Below are 13,475 nucleotides of genomic sequence, written 5' to 3'. Positions count from 1 at the left end.
ATGGCGAAATGGAATCACAAGACTTTCATTCGGCGGCGGCTTTGTTGGCGTGGCAGATTGAGCTGGGCGCAGATGAAGCGATCTGTGATGCCCCGGTTGACCGTTATGCTTTGCCGGACCGTCTGGCCAAACCGGAACCTGCTGTAAAACAGAAAACCCCGTCCAAGGGGATACCTGCGCCTGCAGCGACGGTAGATGTATCCGCGGTGGCCCAGATGGTGGCACAGCAGGCTGTCGATTTGCCGGGATTAAAAGCCGCGATGCAAGGGTTCGAACATTGCGATCTGAAACGCGGCGCACGCAACTTGGTTTTTTCGGATGGCGACCCGTCTGCGCGCGTCATGATCATTGGCGAAGCGCCAGGGCGGGACGAAGACCGCGAAGGCAGGCCATTTGTGGGCCGCGCCGGACAGCTTTTGGACCGGATGCTGGATGCGATTGACCTTAGCCGCATCGCCGGATCGGTCTACATCACAAACGTATTACCTTGGCGACCGCCTCAAAACCGTGACCCGAAACCCGATGAAATCGCCATGATGAAACCTTTCCTTGAACGGCACATCGCTTTGGCAGATCCCGATGTTCTGGTCGTTATGGGCAACATCTCGTGTCAGACGTTGCTTGGTAAGAAGGGCATCACCCGATTGCGTGGCGATTGGGCAGAGGCCTGTGGCAAGCCAACTCTGCCGATGTTTCACCCCGCTTACCTGTTGCGCAATCCCATCGCCAAACGCGAGGCTTGGGCGGATCTTTTAAGTTTGAAAGCGAGGCTGCACTCATGAGCCGCATTGATGAAAGCGCGGAGTTTATCGCCGTGCGTATCGCTGTTTTGACGGTCTCTGACACGCGTGGTCTGGATCAGGACAGGTCTGGCGACACGTTGGTGGCGCGTATCGAAAGTGCAGGACATGTCGTTGCCGACCGTTTGGTGTTGCCGGATGAGCGTGACCAGATCGCGGAACAGTTGCGTGCGTGGTGTGACAACCCAACGGTTGACGTTGTGATTTCGACGGGCGGCACAGGGCTGACGGGGCGCGATGTCACAGTTGAGGCGCACCGTGACGTCTATGAAAAAGAGATCGATGCCTTCGGGACCGTCTTCACAATTGTGAGCATGCAAAAGATCGGCACCAGCGCGGTCCAAAGCCGTGCGACAGGCGGCGTACGGGCCGGAACATACCTGTTTGCATTGCCCGGAAGCCCGGGGGCCTGCAAAGATGCATGGGACGAAATTCTTGTGCGACAGTTGGATTACCGCCATCGCCCCTGCAATTTTGTTGAAATTTTACCGCGCTTGGACGAACACCAGCGACGGAAATAACACATACGTGCGTTTCACGTATGTGCCTTGGTATTTCAGCAAGGCAAACTAAGTTATAGGACACACGCGCCACTTTGGTGCGCAAGGAATACAACATGCGGTTTCTAGGGCGAAGTTTGGTAGGCATGCTTCTGGCGTCAATGACGCTGGCGCTGATGGCCTATGCCGTTTTTCTGGTGAATGGTGCAGTTCAGGCCAGAATTGGCGTCGAAAAGCGTGTGCCGCCCGCCCGCGAGCGCGTCTTTGCTGTCAATCTGGTGGATGCGCTGTTGGGCATAGAAACACCCGTTCTTGAAGCGTTTGGGGAAGTGCAAAGCCGACGCACCCTTGAATTGCGCGCGGCCGCCAGTGGGCGGGTGATTGCATTGGCCGAAGCGTTTGAAGACGGCGGCGCTGTGGTCGAGGGACAGGAACTGGTCCGCATTGACCCGGCCGATGCCAAAGCGGCGCTGGACCGTGTCCGTGCAGACATTGCAGATGCACAGGCCGAAGCCCGTGATGCTGCAAAAGCGTTGAATTTGGCCCGCGATGAACAGGCTGCTGCCCAAGAACAGGCCGAATTGCGACAACGCGCGTTTCAACGTCAGCAAGATCTGGTGACACGCGGCGTTGGAACGGCTGCCGCTGTGGAAACCGCTGAACTGGCAGCCTCGTCAGCCCGTCAGGCGGTGTTGGCGCGTAGACAGGTCATGACACAGGCCGAAGCCCGCATTGATCAGGCCGAAACCACTTTGTCACGGGCCAATATCGCACTGGCCGAAGCCACGCGGGGGCTTGAGGACACCACGCTGACGGCCCCGTTTGCTGGCACTTTAAGCGCCACCAACGTGGTTGAAGGGCGTTTGGTCAACAACAACGAAAAGTTGGCGGATCTGGTCGATCCAGACGCGCTTGAGGTATCGTTTCGGGTGTCCACGGCACAGTATTCGCGGCTTTTGGATGCGTCGGGTGCATTGATCCGTGCCGATGTTGTTGCGGTTCTTGATGTTTCTGGCGTGGATTTGACAGCAACCGGCCGGATCAGCCGTGCCAGCGTCACAGCCGGTGAAGGGCAAACTGGCCGTTTGGTTTTCGCACGGCTTGAAAATGCAGTGGGCTTCAAACCGGGCGATTTCACAACTGTGCAAGTGCGTGAACCGGCTGTGGAAAATGTTGTGCGTTTGCCTGCCTCTGCTTTGGATGCATCTGGAACTGTTTTGGTGCTTGGCGATGGTGACCGCCTTGAAGCATTGTCCGTGACGTTGGTGCGCCGCCAGGGCGATGATGTATTGGTGCGCGGTGACGGCCTTGCGGGGCGCGAAGTGGTTGAAGCACGATCACCCTTGTTGGGTGCGGGCATCGCCGTGACGCCCTTGCGCAAAGCAAAAAACGGGGAAGTTGCCCCTACATCCCCCGCGATGGTTGAACTTAGCGATGACCGCCGCGCAAAACTGGTGGCCTTCATCGAAGGCAGCACACGTATGCCAGAGGCGGCAAAAGCACGCGTTTTGGCGCGGTTGTCAGAGCCATTGGTGCCGGAACAGATGATCAAACGCATTGAAAGCCGGATGGGGGGCTAAGCATGGCCCGACCTATCCCCAAAGCGGCTGGTGGATTACTTTCCTATTTTGTGCGGCATCGCACCATAGCCAATCTGTTGCTTCTGGTGATGCTGGTGGCGGGGATGGCTTCTATCCCGAATATGCGCGCCCAGTTCTTTCCCGATGTCATTTTGGACAACGTGAGCGTTACTACGATTTGGGACGGCGCAGGGGCCGAGGATGTGGATGCAGGTATTGTTCAGGTGCTTGAACCCAGCCTTCTGATGGTGGAAGGGGTCGAAAGTTCCGACAGCACATCGCGCGAAGGCACTGGCGTCATTTCGCTGGAATTCGCGCCCGGCTGGGACATGGCCCGGGCCGCTGACGACGTGCAGGCTGCGGTGGATGCGGTCACGACATTGCCTGATGACGCAGAAGACCCCAAGGTTGTGCGCAGCGCGTGGCGCGACAGGGTGACGGATGTTGTCATCACAGGCCCAATTGCCCCCGAGCAACTGGGCCTGTTTGCTGACGAATTTGTCACGCGACTGTTTTCAGTGGGTGTGACCCGCACCACGATCCGCGGCATTGCGGCCCCGCAAGTCATGGTGGAAGTGCCGACCGCGCAACTTATCGCGCGCGATGTCACGATGTCTGAAATCGCCGAGGCCATCGCAGGCGAAGTCAACGCGGATCCCGCAGGCGATGTGACCGGTGCCAATGCGCGGGTGCGAACGGGCACACAAAAACGCACTGCTGAGGAAATCGCTGGCATTGTGCTGCGTTCAAACCCCGATGGCAGCAAACTGTTGATCGGTGATGTGGCAACTGTTTTGCGCCAAGGGGTCGACCGTAATCGCACTTACTTTGTGGATGAAAACTCTGCGGTATCGATCCGTGTGGACCGTTCTAACACTGGCGACGCCATCAAGATGCAAGCCAAGGTGCAAGAAGTCGCCGACGCGATGCAACGTACCTTGCCGCGTGATGTCACGGTTGAATTGATCCGCACCCGCGCCGAAGCGATTTCGTCACGGTTGGAATTGCTTGTGGATAACGCATTGGTCGGTTTGGGGCTTGTCGTGGCATTGCTGTTTTTGTTTCTGAACGCACGGACCGCGTTCTGGGTCGCAGCCGGTATTCCTGTGGCGTTGATGGCGGCGATTTCCTTTATGTGGCTGGGCGGTTTGACCATCAACATGATCAGCTTGTTTGGTCTGATTATCACGCTTGGTATTGTCGTGGATGATGCCATTGTGGTGGGCGAACATGCCGACCACAGGGCGCGACATTACGGCGAAACACCCGTAGAGGCGTCCGAGCGCGCGGCCCAACGGATGGCGATGCCGGTGTTCGCCGCAACCTTGACCACGGTGATTGCGTTCTTTGGCCTTGTGGCCGTGGGCGGACGTTTCGGGGATCTGATACGCGACATTCCTTTCACGGTGATCGCGGTGCTGATCGCATCCCTCATCGAGTGTTTTTTGATCTTGCCCAACCACATGTCACATGCGCTTGCCAAAAGCGGGCAGGGCCCAAGGTTCAGTCGCTTGAAGTTGCTGATTGGACTTGTCGTGTCCATCGCAGTTCTGGTGGCTTTGACGGCAGCTTTGTTTGTGGCGGGCCATGGGCTTTACACATATCTGACGGACGTAGACGCGCTTGAAGGTGGGGCTTTGGCGTTGCTGAAAACCGGCGCGGCGCAAGCCTATTACGTGATTGTGGGCGCTGCAGTTGTGTTTTTGATTATGGGACGGCACCGCAAGGCAAGCGTTGTGGCGTCGATTGGCACACATGGCATCGACACGCCGTCTGTTGTGATCAACCACGGATTTGAATGGGTCCGCAAGCACCTGTTCCGCCCCTTCATGGCGGGCGTTGTACGCGCACGTTACGTTGTGCTGGCGGGGGTTTGCGTCGTGTTGGCGTCGCAGGTTGTGTTGTTCATCAGCGGCGACGTGAAATGGCGCTTTTTCAACGCGCCGGAACGCGGTTCGGTGACAGGCAATTTCGCCATGGCCGAAGGCGCCACACGCGATGATACGCTTGAGATGATGCGTGAGTTCCAAAGGGCCACGGAAAGCCTCGGCGCGGATTATGAACAGCGGCACGGGCGCAATCCTTTGGATTACATCATGGCAGAAATCGGCGGCAATGCGGGGCGCGGGTTGTCCGGTGTCGAAACCAAAGACGCAGATTTGTTGGGTGGCATTTCGATCGAATTGATCGACGCCGACTTGCGCCCCTATTCCAGTTTTGCTTTCGTGGCAGAACTTCAGGACATGGTGGTGCGGCATCCCTTGGTGGAAACGGTCAGTTTCCGGTCGTGGCGGTCCGGGCCGGGGGGCGACAGCCTGAGTGTGCAGTTCTTTGGCGCAGATACGGACGTTTTGAAAGCGGCCTCTCAGGATATGCAAAAGGCGCTGGGGCAATATCCCGAAGTCAGCGCCATGCAGGACAATCTGGCCTATGACAAAGAGGAACTGATCCTTGATTTGACGCCTCAGGGGCAATCTTTGGGCTTTACGATCGACATGCTGGGACGCGCATTGCGTAGCCGATTGAACGGGATCGAGGCCGCGACGTTTCCCGAAGGCCCACGGTCAGCGACCATTCGTGTTGAGCTGCCAAATGGTGAACTGACGGCTGATTTCATGGAACGTATGCAAATGCGCACGCCCACCGGCGCTTATGTGCCATTGGCGGATATTGTCAGCGTTGAGCGGCGCACAGGCTTTAGCACGGTACGCCGCGAGAACGGCGTGCGGTTGATATCGGTGACAGGCGATATTTCGGAAGACGACCCGGCCCGTGCGGCCGAAGTCACCCGCGCTCTACAAGAGGACATCCTGCCCAAAATCGCCTCGGAGCGGCAGGTTGAGTGGCGGATGTCCGGTTTGAGTGAACAGGAAAGCACATTTTTGAGCGACGCTTTGACGGGGCTGATATTGTGTCTTGCGGGCATTTATCTGGTGTTGTCCTGGGTGTTTGGCAGTTGGACGCGGCCTATGGTTGTCATGGCCATCATTCCGTTCGGCTTGGTGGGCACCATTTACGGGCATCATCTGTGGGATGTGCCGCTGAGCATGTTCACCGTTGTGGGCCTTCTTGGAATGACAGGTATTATCATCAACGATTCCATCGTGTTGATCACATCCATTGATGAATATGCCAAAGACCGTGGTTTGGTCCCGTCCATCATCGATGGGGCAGCGGACCGTTTGCGGCCTGTGTTGCTGACAACGCTGACGACGGTTTTGGGTATGGCCCCGCTGTTGTATGAACAAAGCCAGCAAGCGCAGTTTTTGAAGCCGACAATCATCACGCTTGTCTACGGTCTTGGATTTGGCATGGTTCTGGTGCTGCTTGTTGTGCCATCGTTGATCGCCGTTCAGAACGATGTGGGACGATTGATAGCTGCCATGCGTCGGGGCGTTGGATCACGCGCGACGGGATTGGCTTGGACGTTGCGGACGATGTGGGGTGTCATTGCGGTATGGGGTGCGCTGACCATCGGGGTTGTGATGGTCACCGGTGCTTTGCCCCCACAATTTCTAGCGGTGTTTCCCGGTTTGGCCGACGTGGCGCAAATGCCGTTGGCGATGGTCTTGTTTGTGGTTGGCGTCGCGCAGCTGGTGTTGGTTGTTTATCTCATGTTTGCGGCCATCTATCAGCTGATGGCGTTCCAGCAGCGGTCTTTGCGGCAACGCGAAACCTGAATTTTCTAACCTGCGGTGCAGCCTTGAATGTCGACGGCATGACCGCTGCCGATGACTGTGATCCGAATGTTCGCCCGGTTGACTGAAAACGGTCCACCGTTCGGATGCACCATATCTGACACCGCCACAATGTCGCGGCCGTCGCGTTTGGTTTTGGGTTCACTGACCCACACGCCGGGCACCCCCGGTTCAATAACAGTTTCTTCGGGCCCCCCTGCGGACGGCATGGTGACCCGCGTTTCTATGCGCATGCCATCTTGGCTTGGAGTGATGACGCATGTGGCACGTTTCACCCCTGCTTCTGCGGCCGAATAGGGGGCTGTCGCAAGGGATGCGGCAATAGCAGGTGTGGGGGTGCTGTCGGCGTCTTCCAATGTTGCAGAGAAGCGCAACGTGTGTGGCATGCATATGTCGCTACACACACCCAGATCCATACGCCCTTTGATTTGCACAGGTTGGCCTGTGCGTTTGGGGGCGATATGCAGCGGGATCACCACTTGGTTTTTATAGCCGATAGAACGCATGCCATTGTCATGAAACACATATGGCTGGGGCCATGTAATCCGCAGATCGTCCAGATTGCGCGACCCTGACCATGAAAACTGCGGAGGAATGCCAGCATCACCGGGCGCACGCCAGTAGGTTTTCCAACCCGGTTTCAATGTCAGGCGCAAAGCGGCTATTCGGCTGCCGTCGGCACGTTCCCAGCCTTGCAAAACCTCAACCGCGATGGGATCTTCGAACACATTCGCTGATTGCGCAGCCAAGGCCTGAGCCGAACAGAGCAAAGCAGCGAGAGCGGTATGTGTGGCGTATTTCATTCATTCTAAATGACGATATAGCGCTGAAATGCCAAATCACGTTGTGGTTAGCTTTTGTAATGGACGTTCACGCCCCGAGTGCAGGCTTTAGATGTTAACCGGTTGGCCGTGTTCCGCCTTGCGCTCATATGTCTCTTGCCAGCTCTATGCCCCTTGCCGCACAGTGGGGATGCGGTGGCAGGAAGGCTTGGTATCTCGTGGAATTGAATGGAAAACTTTTGATTGCAATGCCGGGTATGGGAGACCCCCGGTTTGAGCATTCCGTGATTTTTCTATGCGCCCACTCTGATGAAGGGGCTATGGGCCTGATCGTCAACAAGCCTTCGAAAGAAGTGGATTTCACAGAGATACTTCAGCAGCTTTCTATCGAAATCACTCCGCGGTCCAAAACGTTGTCCGTCCATTTTGGCGGCCCGGTTGAAATGGCACGCGGATTTGTTCTGCATTCGCTGGATTACATGTCTAGCATTCAGACTTTGAAGGTCGCAGGTTACGGGATGACCGCAACTTTGGATGTCCTTGAAGATATCGCGAAGGGCGAAGGCCCCGAACAATCGGTTCTGGCCTTGGGGTATGCAGGATGGGGTCCTGGTCAGCTTGAGGCCGAGATCGCACAAAACGGATGGTTGACCTGTGATGTGTCGCGCGAGGTTGTGTTTGAGTTGCCTGATGCCGAAAAGTGGACTGCTGCGTTGGCATCTTTGGGTGTTGATCCCTTGTCGTTGTCCGCGACGGCCGGGCGTGCCTGAAGCGGGTTAGGGGGCGCTGCCCCCACGCGTCCCGCGTTCCCCCGGGATATTTTTGGCGAAAAGAAAACCTGCGTTGTGACAAGGATCAGCCGTTTTTGGGCGCGGCGGCGCGTTTGAGACGGTCGTTTATGGCCTGCCCTAGCCCTGTGTTCGGAATGGGTGCAACCGCAATGGGTTGTTGCGTTTCGTCAAGCTTGTGGAGATGGTCAAACAAGTTGGATGCAGCTTCGATCAGGTCGCCTGTTTCTGACAGGTTCAAATCGCCCCCGATTTCACCGAACCCCAGCATCACTTCGTGATCTTCTGCCTGCGCCGCGTTCAACCTGACTTGCGCGGTCGGAGCGTAGTGGGAGGCCAATTGCCCGGGCGCCGTTATGGTATCGGGTTCCGGCGCCTCCACAGGGTGTTTCAAAACAGTCTCAAGATCTTCTTGCGCAACGCCCCCGGGACGCAGCAATGTGGGTGTTTCGATCAGGCCCACAATAGTGCTTTCCACCCCCACCGGACAGGGGCCGTTATCCAGAACAGCTGCGATTTTTCCGTCCAAGCCGTTCAGCACGTGATTTGCGGTGGTCGGGCTGATCCGACCGGACAAGTTGGCCGAAGGGGCAGCGATTGGAATGCCTGCACGCGACAATACTGCCAGTGCGACGGGATGATCGGGCATGCGCACTGCCAGTGTTGTAAGCCCCGCGGTCACAAGGCTTGAGATGCCATGATCGGGTTTCAAGGGCAAAACCAGCGTAAGTGCGCCGGGCCAGAACGCGTCGGCCAGCGTTTGCGCCGTGTCTGACCAAACCACGAAACGGCGCGCCATTTCGATGTCGGAAACGTGCACAATCAACGGATTGAAGCTTGGCCGACCCTTTGCCGCATAGATGTTCGCAACCGCATCCGAATTGCGGGCGTCGGCCCCCAAACCGTAGACCGTTTCGGTTGGCATTGCGACCAATGCCCCCTCGCGCAACAAAGTTGCAGCGCGGTCAATTCCAAAAGTATCTGATGTCAGTCTGTCGGTCATTGGCAGCTCTTGATGTGACGCGGCGTATGGGTTGCGTGTTGGAGTGCGCCAGACCAAAGTGCTGCAACCTGCACTGCAACACTTTGGCAAAAATTGCGCTTTAGGTGATCTTCGGTAACGGGTTGTGCCGCGCTTGCCAAGCGGTCGCAAACCTTCGTCCACAAAGAATGAGGTTGAAATGTCATACCGTGCCCCCGTCGATGATCATGCGTTTTTGTTGGAACATGTTGTGGGTCTTGAGCAAGTCCGCGCCACCGCGATGTTTGAAGACGCGACGCCGGACCTGACCCAAGCCATTTTGTTGGAAGCTGGCAAAATGTGCGAAGAGGTGATCGCGCCGGTGAACCGTGCCGGTGATCTTGATCCCACGCATTTGGAAAATGGCGTGGTGCGCACCGCCGCAGGGTACATAGAAGCATACACAGCCATCGCGGAAGGTGGTTGGGTGGGCATGAATGCGCGTCCAGAAAATGGCGGGATGGGATTGCCCATTGCGCTGACCACGTCTGTCAACGAAATGATGAGCGGGGCCTGCCTTGCGCTGCAATTGGTTCCGATGATGAGCCAGGGCCAGATCGAGGCGTTGGAGCATCATGCGTCTGACGATCTGAAGGCGCGGTTCTTGCCCAAGCTGATTTCCGGTGAATGGAACGGCACGATGAACCTGACAGAGCCACAGGCTGGATCGGATGTTGGGGCTTTGACCACAAAGGCCGAAGACAACGGTGATGGAACTTACGCCATCACGGGCCAAAAGATTTACATCAGTTGGGGCGACAGCGATGTGGTGCAGAATGTGTGCCATTTGGTGCTGGCGCGGATGCCCGGAGCGCCAACCGGCACCAAAGGTATCAGTCTGTTTCTGGTGCCAAAACGTATCCCTGATGACGCCGGAAACCCCGGTGTGGCCAACAGCCTGAATGTGGTCAGTCTGGAACATAAGATGGGGCTTCATGGCTCTCCGACTTGCGTGATGCAGTATTCGGGTGCGACGGGTTGGCTTGTCGGGCCAGAAGGCGGCGGCATGGCTGCCATGTTTACAATGATGAACAATGCGCGATTGGGTGTTGGTGCACAGGGCGTTGGCATTGCGCATGCAGCTTACAACTATGCGCTGGCATATGCAGTGGACCGCAAGCAGGGCCGCGTTGCGCGACAGGGCGGCGGCACTATCGTGGATCACGCCGATGTGCGCCGTATGTTGATGTCGATGAAGGCCGACAGCTACGCGGCACGGGCCATAGCTTTAAGCTGCGCGATAGCGATTGATATGGCCGCGGCCACGGACGATGCCACATGGGCTGCCCGCGCCGCGTTTTTAACGCCCATCGCCAAAGCCTTTGGCACCGAGATCGGCCAATCTGTGGCCAATACGGGCATTCAGGTGCATGGTGGCATGGGCTTTATCGAAGAAACAGGGGCTGCACAGTTTGTGCGCGACGTGCGTGTGACAGCGATTTATGAGGGCACCAATGGCATCCAGGCCATGGACCTTGTGGGCCGTAAATTGATGGACGGGGGCGAAGCTGCTTTTGCTTTGCTTGAGGAAATCGAAAAACAGGCCGAAGCATCGCGCGGACGCTTTCCTAACATGGCTGGCGCTGTGTGGGATGCTGCCGAATCCTTGCGTGAGGCCACCGAATGGATGGTGGGGCAGTCTGATGTTGATGAACGGTTCGCGGGTGCGTTTCCCTATCTTATGGCATGGGGCCGCGTTTTGGGCGGGCACCTTCAATTGACGACGGCCTTGGCCGACACGCCTGGGGGCGCGCGTGAACGCCTTGCGCGGTTCTATATCAAACGATTGCTGCCTGAATATACAGGCCATCTGACCCATGCCACAGAAGGGGCAAAGGGGTTGTTCGACATGAGCATCGAGGAGTTGCAAGCATAATGGCTGACGGGGCGCCCACAGGGCTGAGATATCCATGGGACACACCGCCGGATCATGGCGTTCCTGTTGAGGTGGCTGACGGGGTGTTGTGGTTTCGCCTACCGCTGCCCATGAAGCTGGATCACGTCAACGTTTACGCGTTGGACGACGGGGATGGCTGGACGGTCGTAGACACTGGCTTTGCGTCGAAGAAGACCAAAGCGATCTGGCAAGAGATGATGGACGGCCCGCTTGCAGGCAAGCCGATCACGCGCGTTCTGGTCACGCATCATCACCCCGATCATATTGGTTTGGCGGGATGGCTGCAAAGCGACTTTGGCGCGGAAATGATCACCACCCGCACCGCGTGGTTGATGGCACGCATGTTGACGCTTGATGTGCAGGACGTGCCAAATGCGGAATCTCTGGAATTTTACAAACGCTGCGGCATGAACCCGGAGCTTTTCGACAAACGCGCCAAGGAACGCCCGTTCAATTTCGGGGATATCGTGGCGCCGATGCCTTTGGGGTACACCCGCATCAAACAAGACGATGTGATCACGATCGGCGGGCGCACGTGGGATGTGCATATGGGCAACGGGCATGCGCCTGAACATGCGACGCTGTGGTCGCGCGATGACAATCTGGTGATTGCGGGGGATCAGATTTTGTCCTCTATCAGTCCGAATGTCGGAATTTATGCGACTGAACCGATGGCTGATCCGATTGGCGATTGGTTAGAAGCGTGCGAGCGGCTTGCGACACTGGCACGGGAAGATCATCTGGTGTTGGGGGGGCATAAGCTGCCATTTACGGGGCTGCCGACACGCATGCGCCAATTGATAGAGAATCACCACGGTGCCTTAAAGCGCCTTGAGGCCTACATCGACACACCGAAATCAGCGACGGAGTGCTTCGCGCCTTTGTTCAAAAGATCGATAGGTGAGGGCGAATATGGGCTGGCGATGGTTGAAGCCGCTGCGCATTTGTCGCACCTTTACCAGATGGGTCAAGCGACGCGTTCTTTACGGGACGATGGCGCGTGGGTCTATCAAGCCAAACAATAACGGCCAAAAGGATGATCGATGGGCGAACAGGTAAAAACAGCAGCAGAAGCAGAAGAAGCCGACGCGCTGCCCAAAGTGCACGAGGTGCATGCCGACCCAAAAGCCAAGAACGCGGCGCAAAAGCCTGTGCCCGATGGTGTCAAAAAGACTCCGGTGGGCAAGAAAAGCCCTGCGCAATGGGCTTATGAGCGGCTGATTATCTATCTCAAGAACTTTGAAGAAGATCTGGACAACGAACATGAGATGGCCATGGGCTTTACTGGCGGTGACGCTGGTGTTTTGCGCATTGAAGGCATGGGGTACTACGACCCTGACATCGTCACGTTCTACGGATCGGATCCAAGCGGATCGAAGACACAGCTTGTTCAACACGTCAGTCAGCTGAATGTCATGCTGCGGGCTTTGCCCAAAGCCGTCGAACAGGCCGAGCCCAAGCGGATCGGATTTCGTCTGGCGCAAGACCTTGATGATGCTTAACGCAGATTAACGCCATAAAGTAAGCCCTGCGCCGCTTTGACGTGGTGACAGGGCGTTTGGCTTGGTGTAAGTCCCGACCCAACTTGGCAAGATTGAAGGAATAAGATCATGGCAGATCACAAACACGGCGAAATGGACACCAAAGTGCAACAAAGCACCTTTGACGGGTTCATCAAATTCACAACATGGTCCTGCGTGGCGATTGTTGGAATTCTTGTGTTTATGGCGCTTTTCGCCCGTTAAACCTGTTTTTGGTGGCGCTGGGGGGCGTTTGGTATGATGCGTATTTGTGCGGCTTTGGCCGTTGTTGCAGTCCTTGGTGCCTGTGCTGAAGGCCCAAAGGGGCCACAGGCAAGTGACACCCGTGTTCTGGAAGAAGCCTACCGCCATCCCGGTCCCGCGACGATCACTTTGATCACCATGATCAGCAATACGTCAGGCAGTGGTGCACACACAGCTTTGATGGTGAATGGATCACAACGGGTCATATTTGATCCTGCGGGATCCTTTTACAACGACGCCGTGCCGCAACAAGACGATGTCTTGTTTGGTATTCGTCCCGTTGTTTTCGCCGCTTACAAAAGTGCCCATGCACGGGTGGCGTATCATGTTGTGACCCAAGAGGTCGAAGTGACCCCGCAACAGGCGGAGCTGGCATTGCAACTGATTAAGGCCCGTGGCCCGGTGTCCCAAGCGGCGTGCACCAATTCCACCACCAGCCTTTTGCAGCAAATTCCCGGCTTTGAAGACATCAAGGTCACTTATTTCCCTAAAAAACTGATGCAACAGTTTGAAACACGTCCGGGCGTTGTGACTGATCGTTACTATGAAGACGATGAAGGCACGATTGTTGACGGTGTGGCTAAAGTTCAACTTTAGCCGCCGTGCAGCGCTTTTGAGCAGTTGC

General features: G+C 56.7%; 12 protein-coding genes. 10 read left to right on the top strand and 2 right to left on the bottom strand.

The window, feature by feature from the left end:
• The first annotated feature begins 8 nt into the window (after window positions 1-8).
• The 4 genes from ABJL60_RS13170 to ABJL60_RS13155 all read left to right on the top strand — a co-directional run bounded on the left by ABJL60_RS13170 (window position 9) and on the right by ABJL60_RS13155 (window position 6,560).
• Window positions 9-782, top strand: a complete 774-nt coding sequence (locus ABJL60_RS13170; protein ID WP_348375886.1) for a uracil-DNA glycosylase — start codon at window positions 9-11, stop codon at window positions 780-782.
• The gene (gene moaB / locus ABJL60_RS13165) at window positions 779-1,321 is read left to right on the top strand and encodes a molybdenum cofactor biosynthesis protein B (RefSeq protein ID WP_348291421.1); all 543 of its coding nucleotides are present in this window, start codon (window positions 779-781) and stop codon (window positions 1,319-1,321) included. Before ABJL60_RS13170 ends, moaB begins: the two co-directional genes overlap by 4 nt.
• A gap of 95 nt (window positions 1,322-1,416) precedes the next feature.
• Window positions 1,417-2,880 (top strand): HlyD family efflux transporter periplasmic adaptor subunit, encoded by a 1,464-nt coding sequence (locus ABJL60_RS13160; RefSeq protein ID WP_348375885.1) that lies wholly within the window; start codon window positions 1,417-1,419, stop codon window positions 2,878-2,880.
• 2 nt (window positions 2,881-2,882) lie between these two features.
• Window positions 2,883-6,560, top strand: a complete 3,678-nt coding sequence (locus ABJL60_RS13155; protein ID WP_348375884.1) for an efflux RND transporter permease subunit — start codon at window positions 2,883-2,885, stop codon at window positions 6,558-6,560.
• Window positions 6,561-6,565: 5 nt separating this feature from the next.
• Here the strand turns inward: ABJL60_RS13155 and ABJL60_RS13150 are convergent, their stop codons facing one another.
• Window positions 6,566-7,381, bottom strand: coding sequence for a protein-disulfide reductase DsbD domain-containing protein (locus ABJL60_RS13150; protein WP_348375883.1), 816 nt, complete (start codon window positions 7,379-7,381; stop codon window positions 6,566-6,568).
• Window positions 7,382-7,578: 197 nt separating this feature from the next.
• Here ABJL60_RS13150 and ABJL60_RS13145 point away from each other — a divergent pair, with 197 nt between their 5' ends.
• Window positions 7,579-8,130 carry a YqgE/AlgH family protein gene (locus tag ABJL60_RS13145; protein ID WP_348318692.1) on the top strand — a complete coding sequence of 184 codons (552 nt, stop codon included), beginning with the start codon at window positions 7,579-7,581 and terminating at the stop codon, window positions 8,128-8,130.
• Window positions 8,131-8,215: 85 nt separating this feature from the next.
• Here ABJL60_RS13145 and ABJL60_RS13140 read toward each other — a convergent pair whose 3' ends face one another.
• A complete protein-coding gene (locus ABJL60_RS13140) occupies window positions 8,216-9,151 on the bottom strand; it encodes an L-threonylcarbamoyladenylate synthase (RefSeq protein ID WP_348375882.1) in 936 nt (311 codons plus the stop codon).
• Window positions 9,152-9,329: 178 nt separating this feature from the next.
• On the opposite strand from ABJL60_RS13140, the gene ABJL60_RS13135 reads away from it, so the two are divergent.
• The 5 genes from ABJL60_RS13135 (at window position 9,330) to ABJL60_RS13115 (ending at window position 13,447) form a co-directional block, all read left to right on the top strand.
• Window positions 9,330-11,045 carry an acyl-CoA dehydrogenase gene (locus ABJL60_RS13135; protein WP_348375881.1) on the top strand — a complete coding sequence of 572 codons (1,716 nt, stop codon included), beginning with the start codon at window positions 9,330-9,332 and terminating at the stop codon, window positions 11,043-11,045.
• Entirely contained in the window at window positions 11,045-12,091 is a 1,047-nt protein-coding gene (locus ABJL60_RS13130) for an MBL fold metallo-hydrolase (RefSeq protein ID WP_348375880.1), read from the top strand. The genes ABJL60_RS13135 and ABJL60_RS13130 overlap by 1 nt, the downstream gene beginning before the upstream one ends.
• An 18-nt stretch (window positions 12,092-12,109) precedes the next feature.
• The gene (locus ABJL60_RS13125; protein WP_348291433.1) at window positions 12,110-12,568 is read left to right on the top strand and encodes a DUF6173 family protein; all 459 of its coding nucleotides are present in this window, start codon (window positions 12,110-12,112) and stop codon (window positions 12,566-12,568) included.
• Window positions 12,569-12,676: 108 nt separating this feature from the next.
• A complete protein-coding gene (locus tag ABJL60_RS13120; protein ID WP_108827327.1) occupies window positions 12,677-12,811 on the top strand; it encodes an aa3-type cytochrome c oxidase subunit IV in 135 nt (44 codons plus the stop codon).
• A gap of 33 nt (window positions 12,812-12,844) precedes the next feature.
• Window positions 12,845-13,447: a hypothetical protein gene (locus ABJL60_RS13115; protein ID WP_348291435.1), complete on the top strand. Its 603-nt coding sequence runs from the start codon at window positions 12,845-12,847 to the stop codon at window positions 13,445-13,447.
• Window positions 13,448-13,475 lie beyond the last annotated feature (28 nt).

Origin of the sequence: Ascidiaceihabitans sp., assembly GCF_039986515.1 — a bacterium.
Lineage (GTDB): Bacteria > Pseudomonadota > Alphaproteobacteria > Rhodobacterales > Rhodobacteraceae > Ascidiaceihabitans.
This window is presented reverse-complemented; position numbering and strand designations above follow the sequence as displayed.

Coding starts and splice junctions, on each gene's coding strand:
- ABJL60_RS13170 (WP_348375886.1), top strand. CDS start 9: ATGGAATCACAAGACTTTCATTCGGCGGCGGCTTTGTTGGCGTGGCAG.
- moaB (WP_348291421.1), top strand. CDS start 779: ATGAGCCGCATTGATGAAAGCGCGGAGTTTATCGCCGTGCGTATCGCT.
- ABJL60_RS13160 (WP_348375885.1), top strand. CDS start 1,417: ATGCGGTTTCTAGGGCGAAGTTTGGTAGGCATGCTTCTGGCGTCAATG.
- ABJL60_RS13155 (WP_348375884.1), top strand. CDS start 2,883: ATGGCCCGACCTATCCCCAAAGCGGCTGGTGGATTACTTTCCTATTTT.
- ABJL60_RS13150 (WP_348375883.1), bottom strand. CDS start 7,381: ATGAAATACGCCACACATACCGCTCTCGCTGCTTTGCTCTGTTCGGCT.
- ABJL60_RS13140 (WP_348375882.1), bottom strand. CDS start 9,151: ATGACCGACAGACTGACATCAGATACTTTTGGAATTGACCGCGCTGCA.
- ABJL60_RS13135 (WP_348375881.1), top strand. CDS start 9,330: ATGTCATACCGTGCCCCCGTCGATGATCATGCGTTTTTGTTGGAACAT.
- ABJL60_RS13130 (WP_348375880.1), top strand. CDS start 11,045: ATGGCTGACGGGGCGCCCACAGGGCTGAGATATCCATGGGACACACCG.
- ABJL60_RS13125 (WP_348291433.1), top strand. CDS start 12,110: ATGGGCGAACAGGTAAAAACAGCAGCAGAAGCAGAAGAAGCCGACGCG.
- ABJL60_RS13120 (WP_108827327.1), top strand. CDS start 12,677: ATGGCAGATCACAAACACGGCGAAATGGACACCAAAGTGCAACAAAGC.
- ABJL60_RS13115 (WP_348291435.1), top strand. CDS start 12,845: ATGATGCGTATTTGTGCGGCTTTGGCCGTTGTTGCAGTCCTTGGTGCC.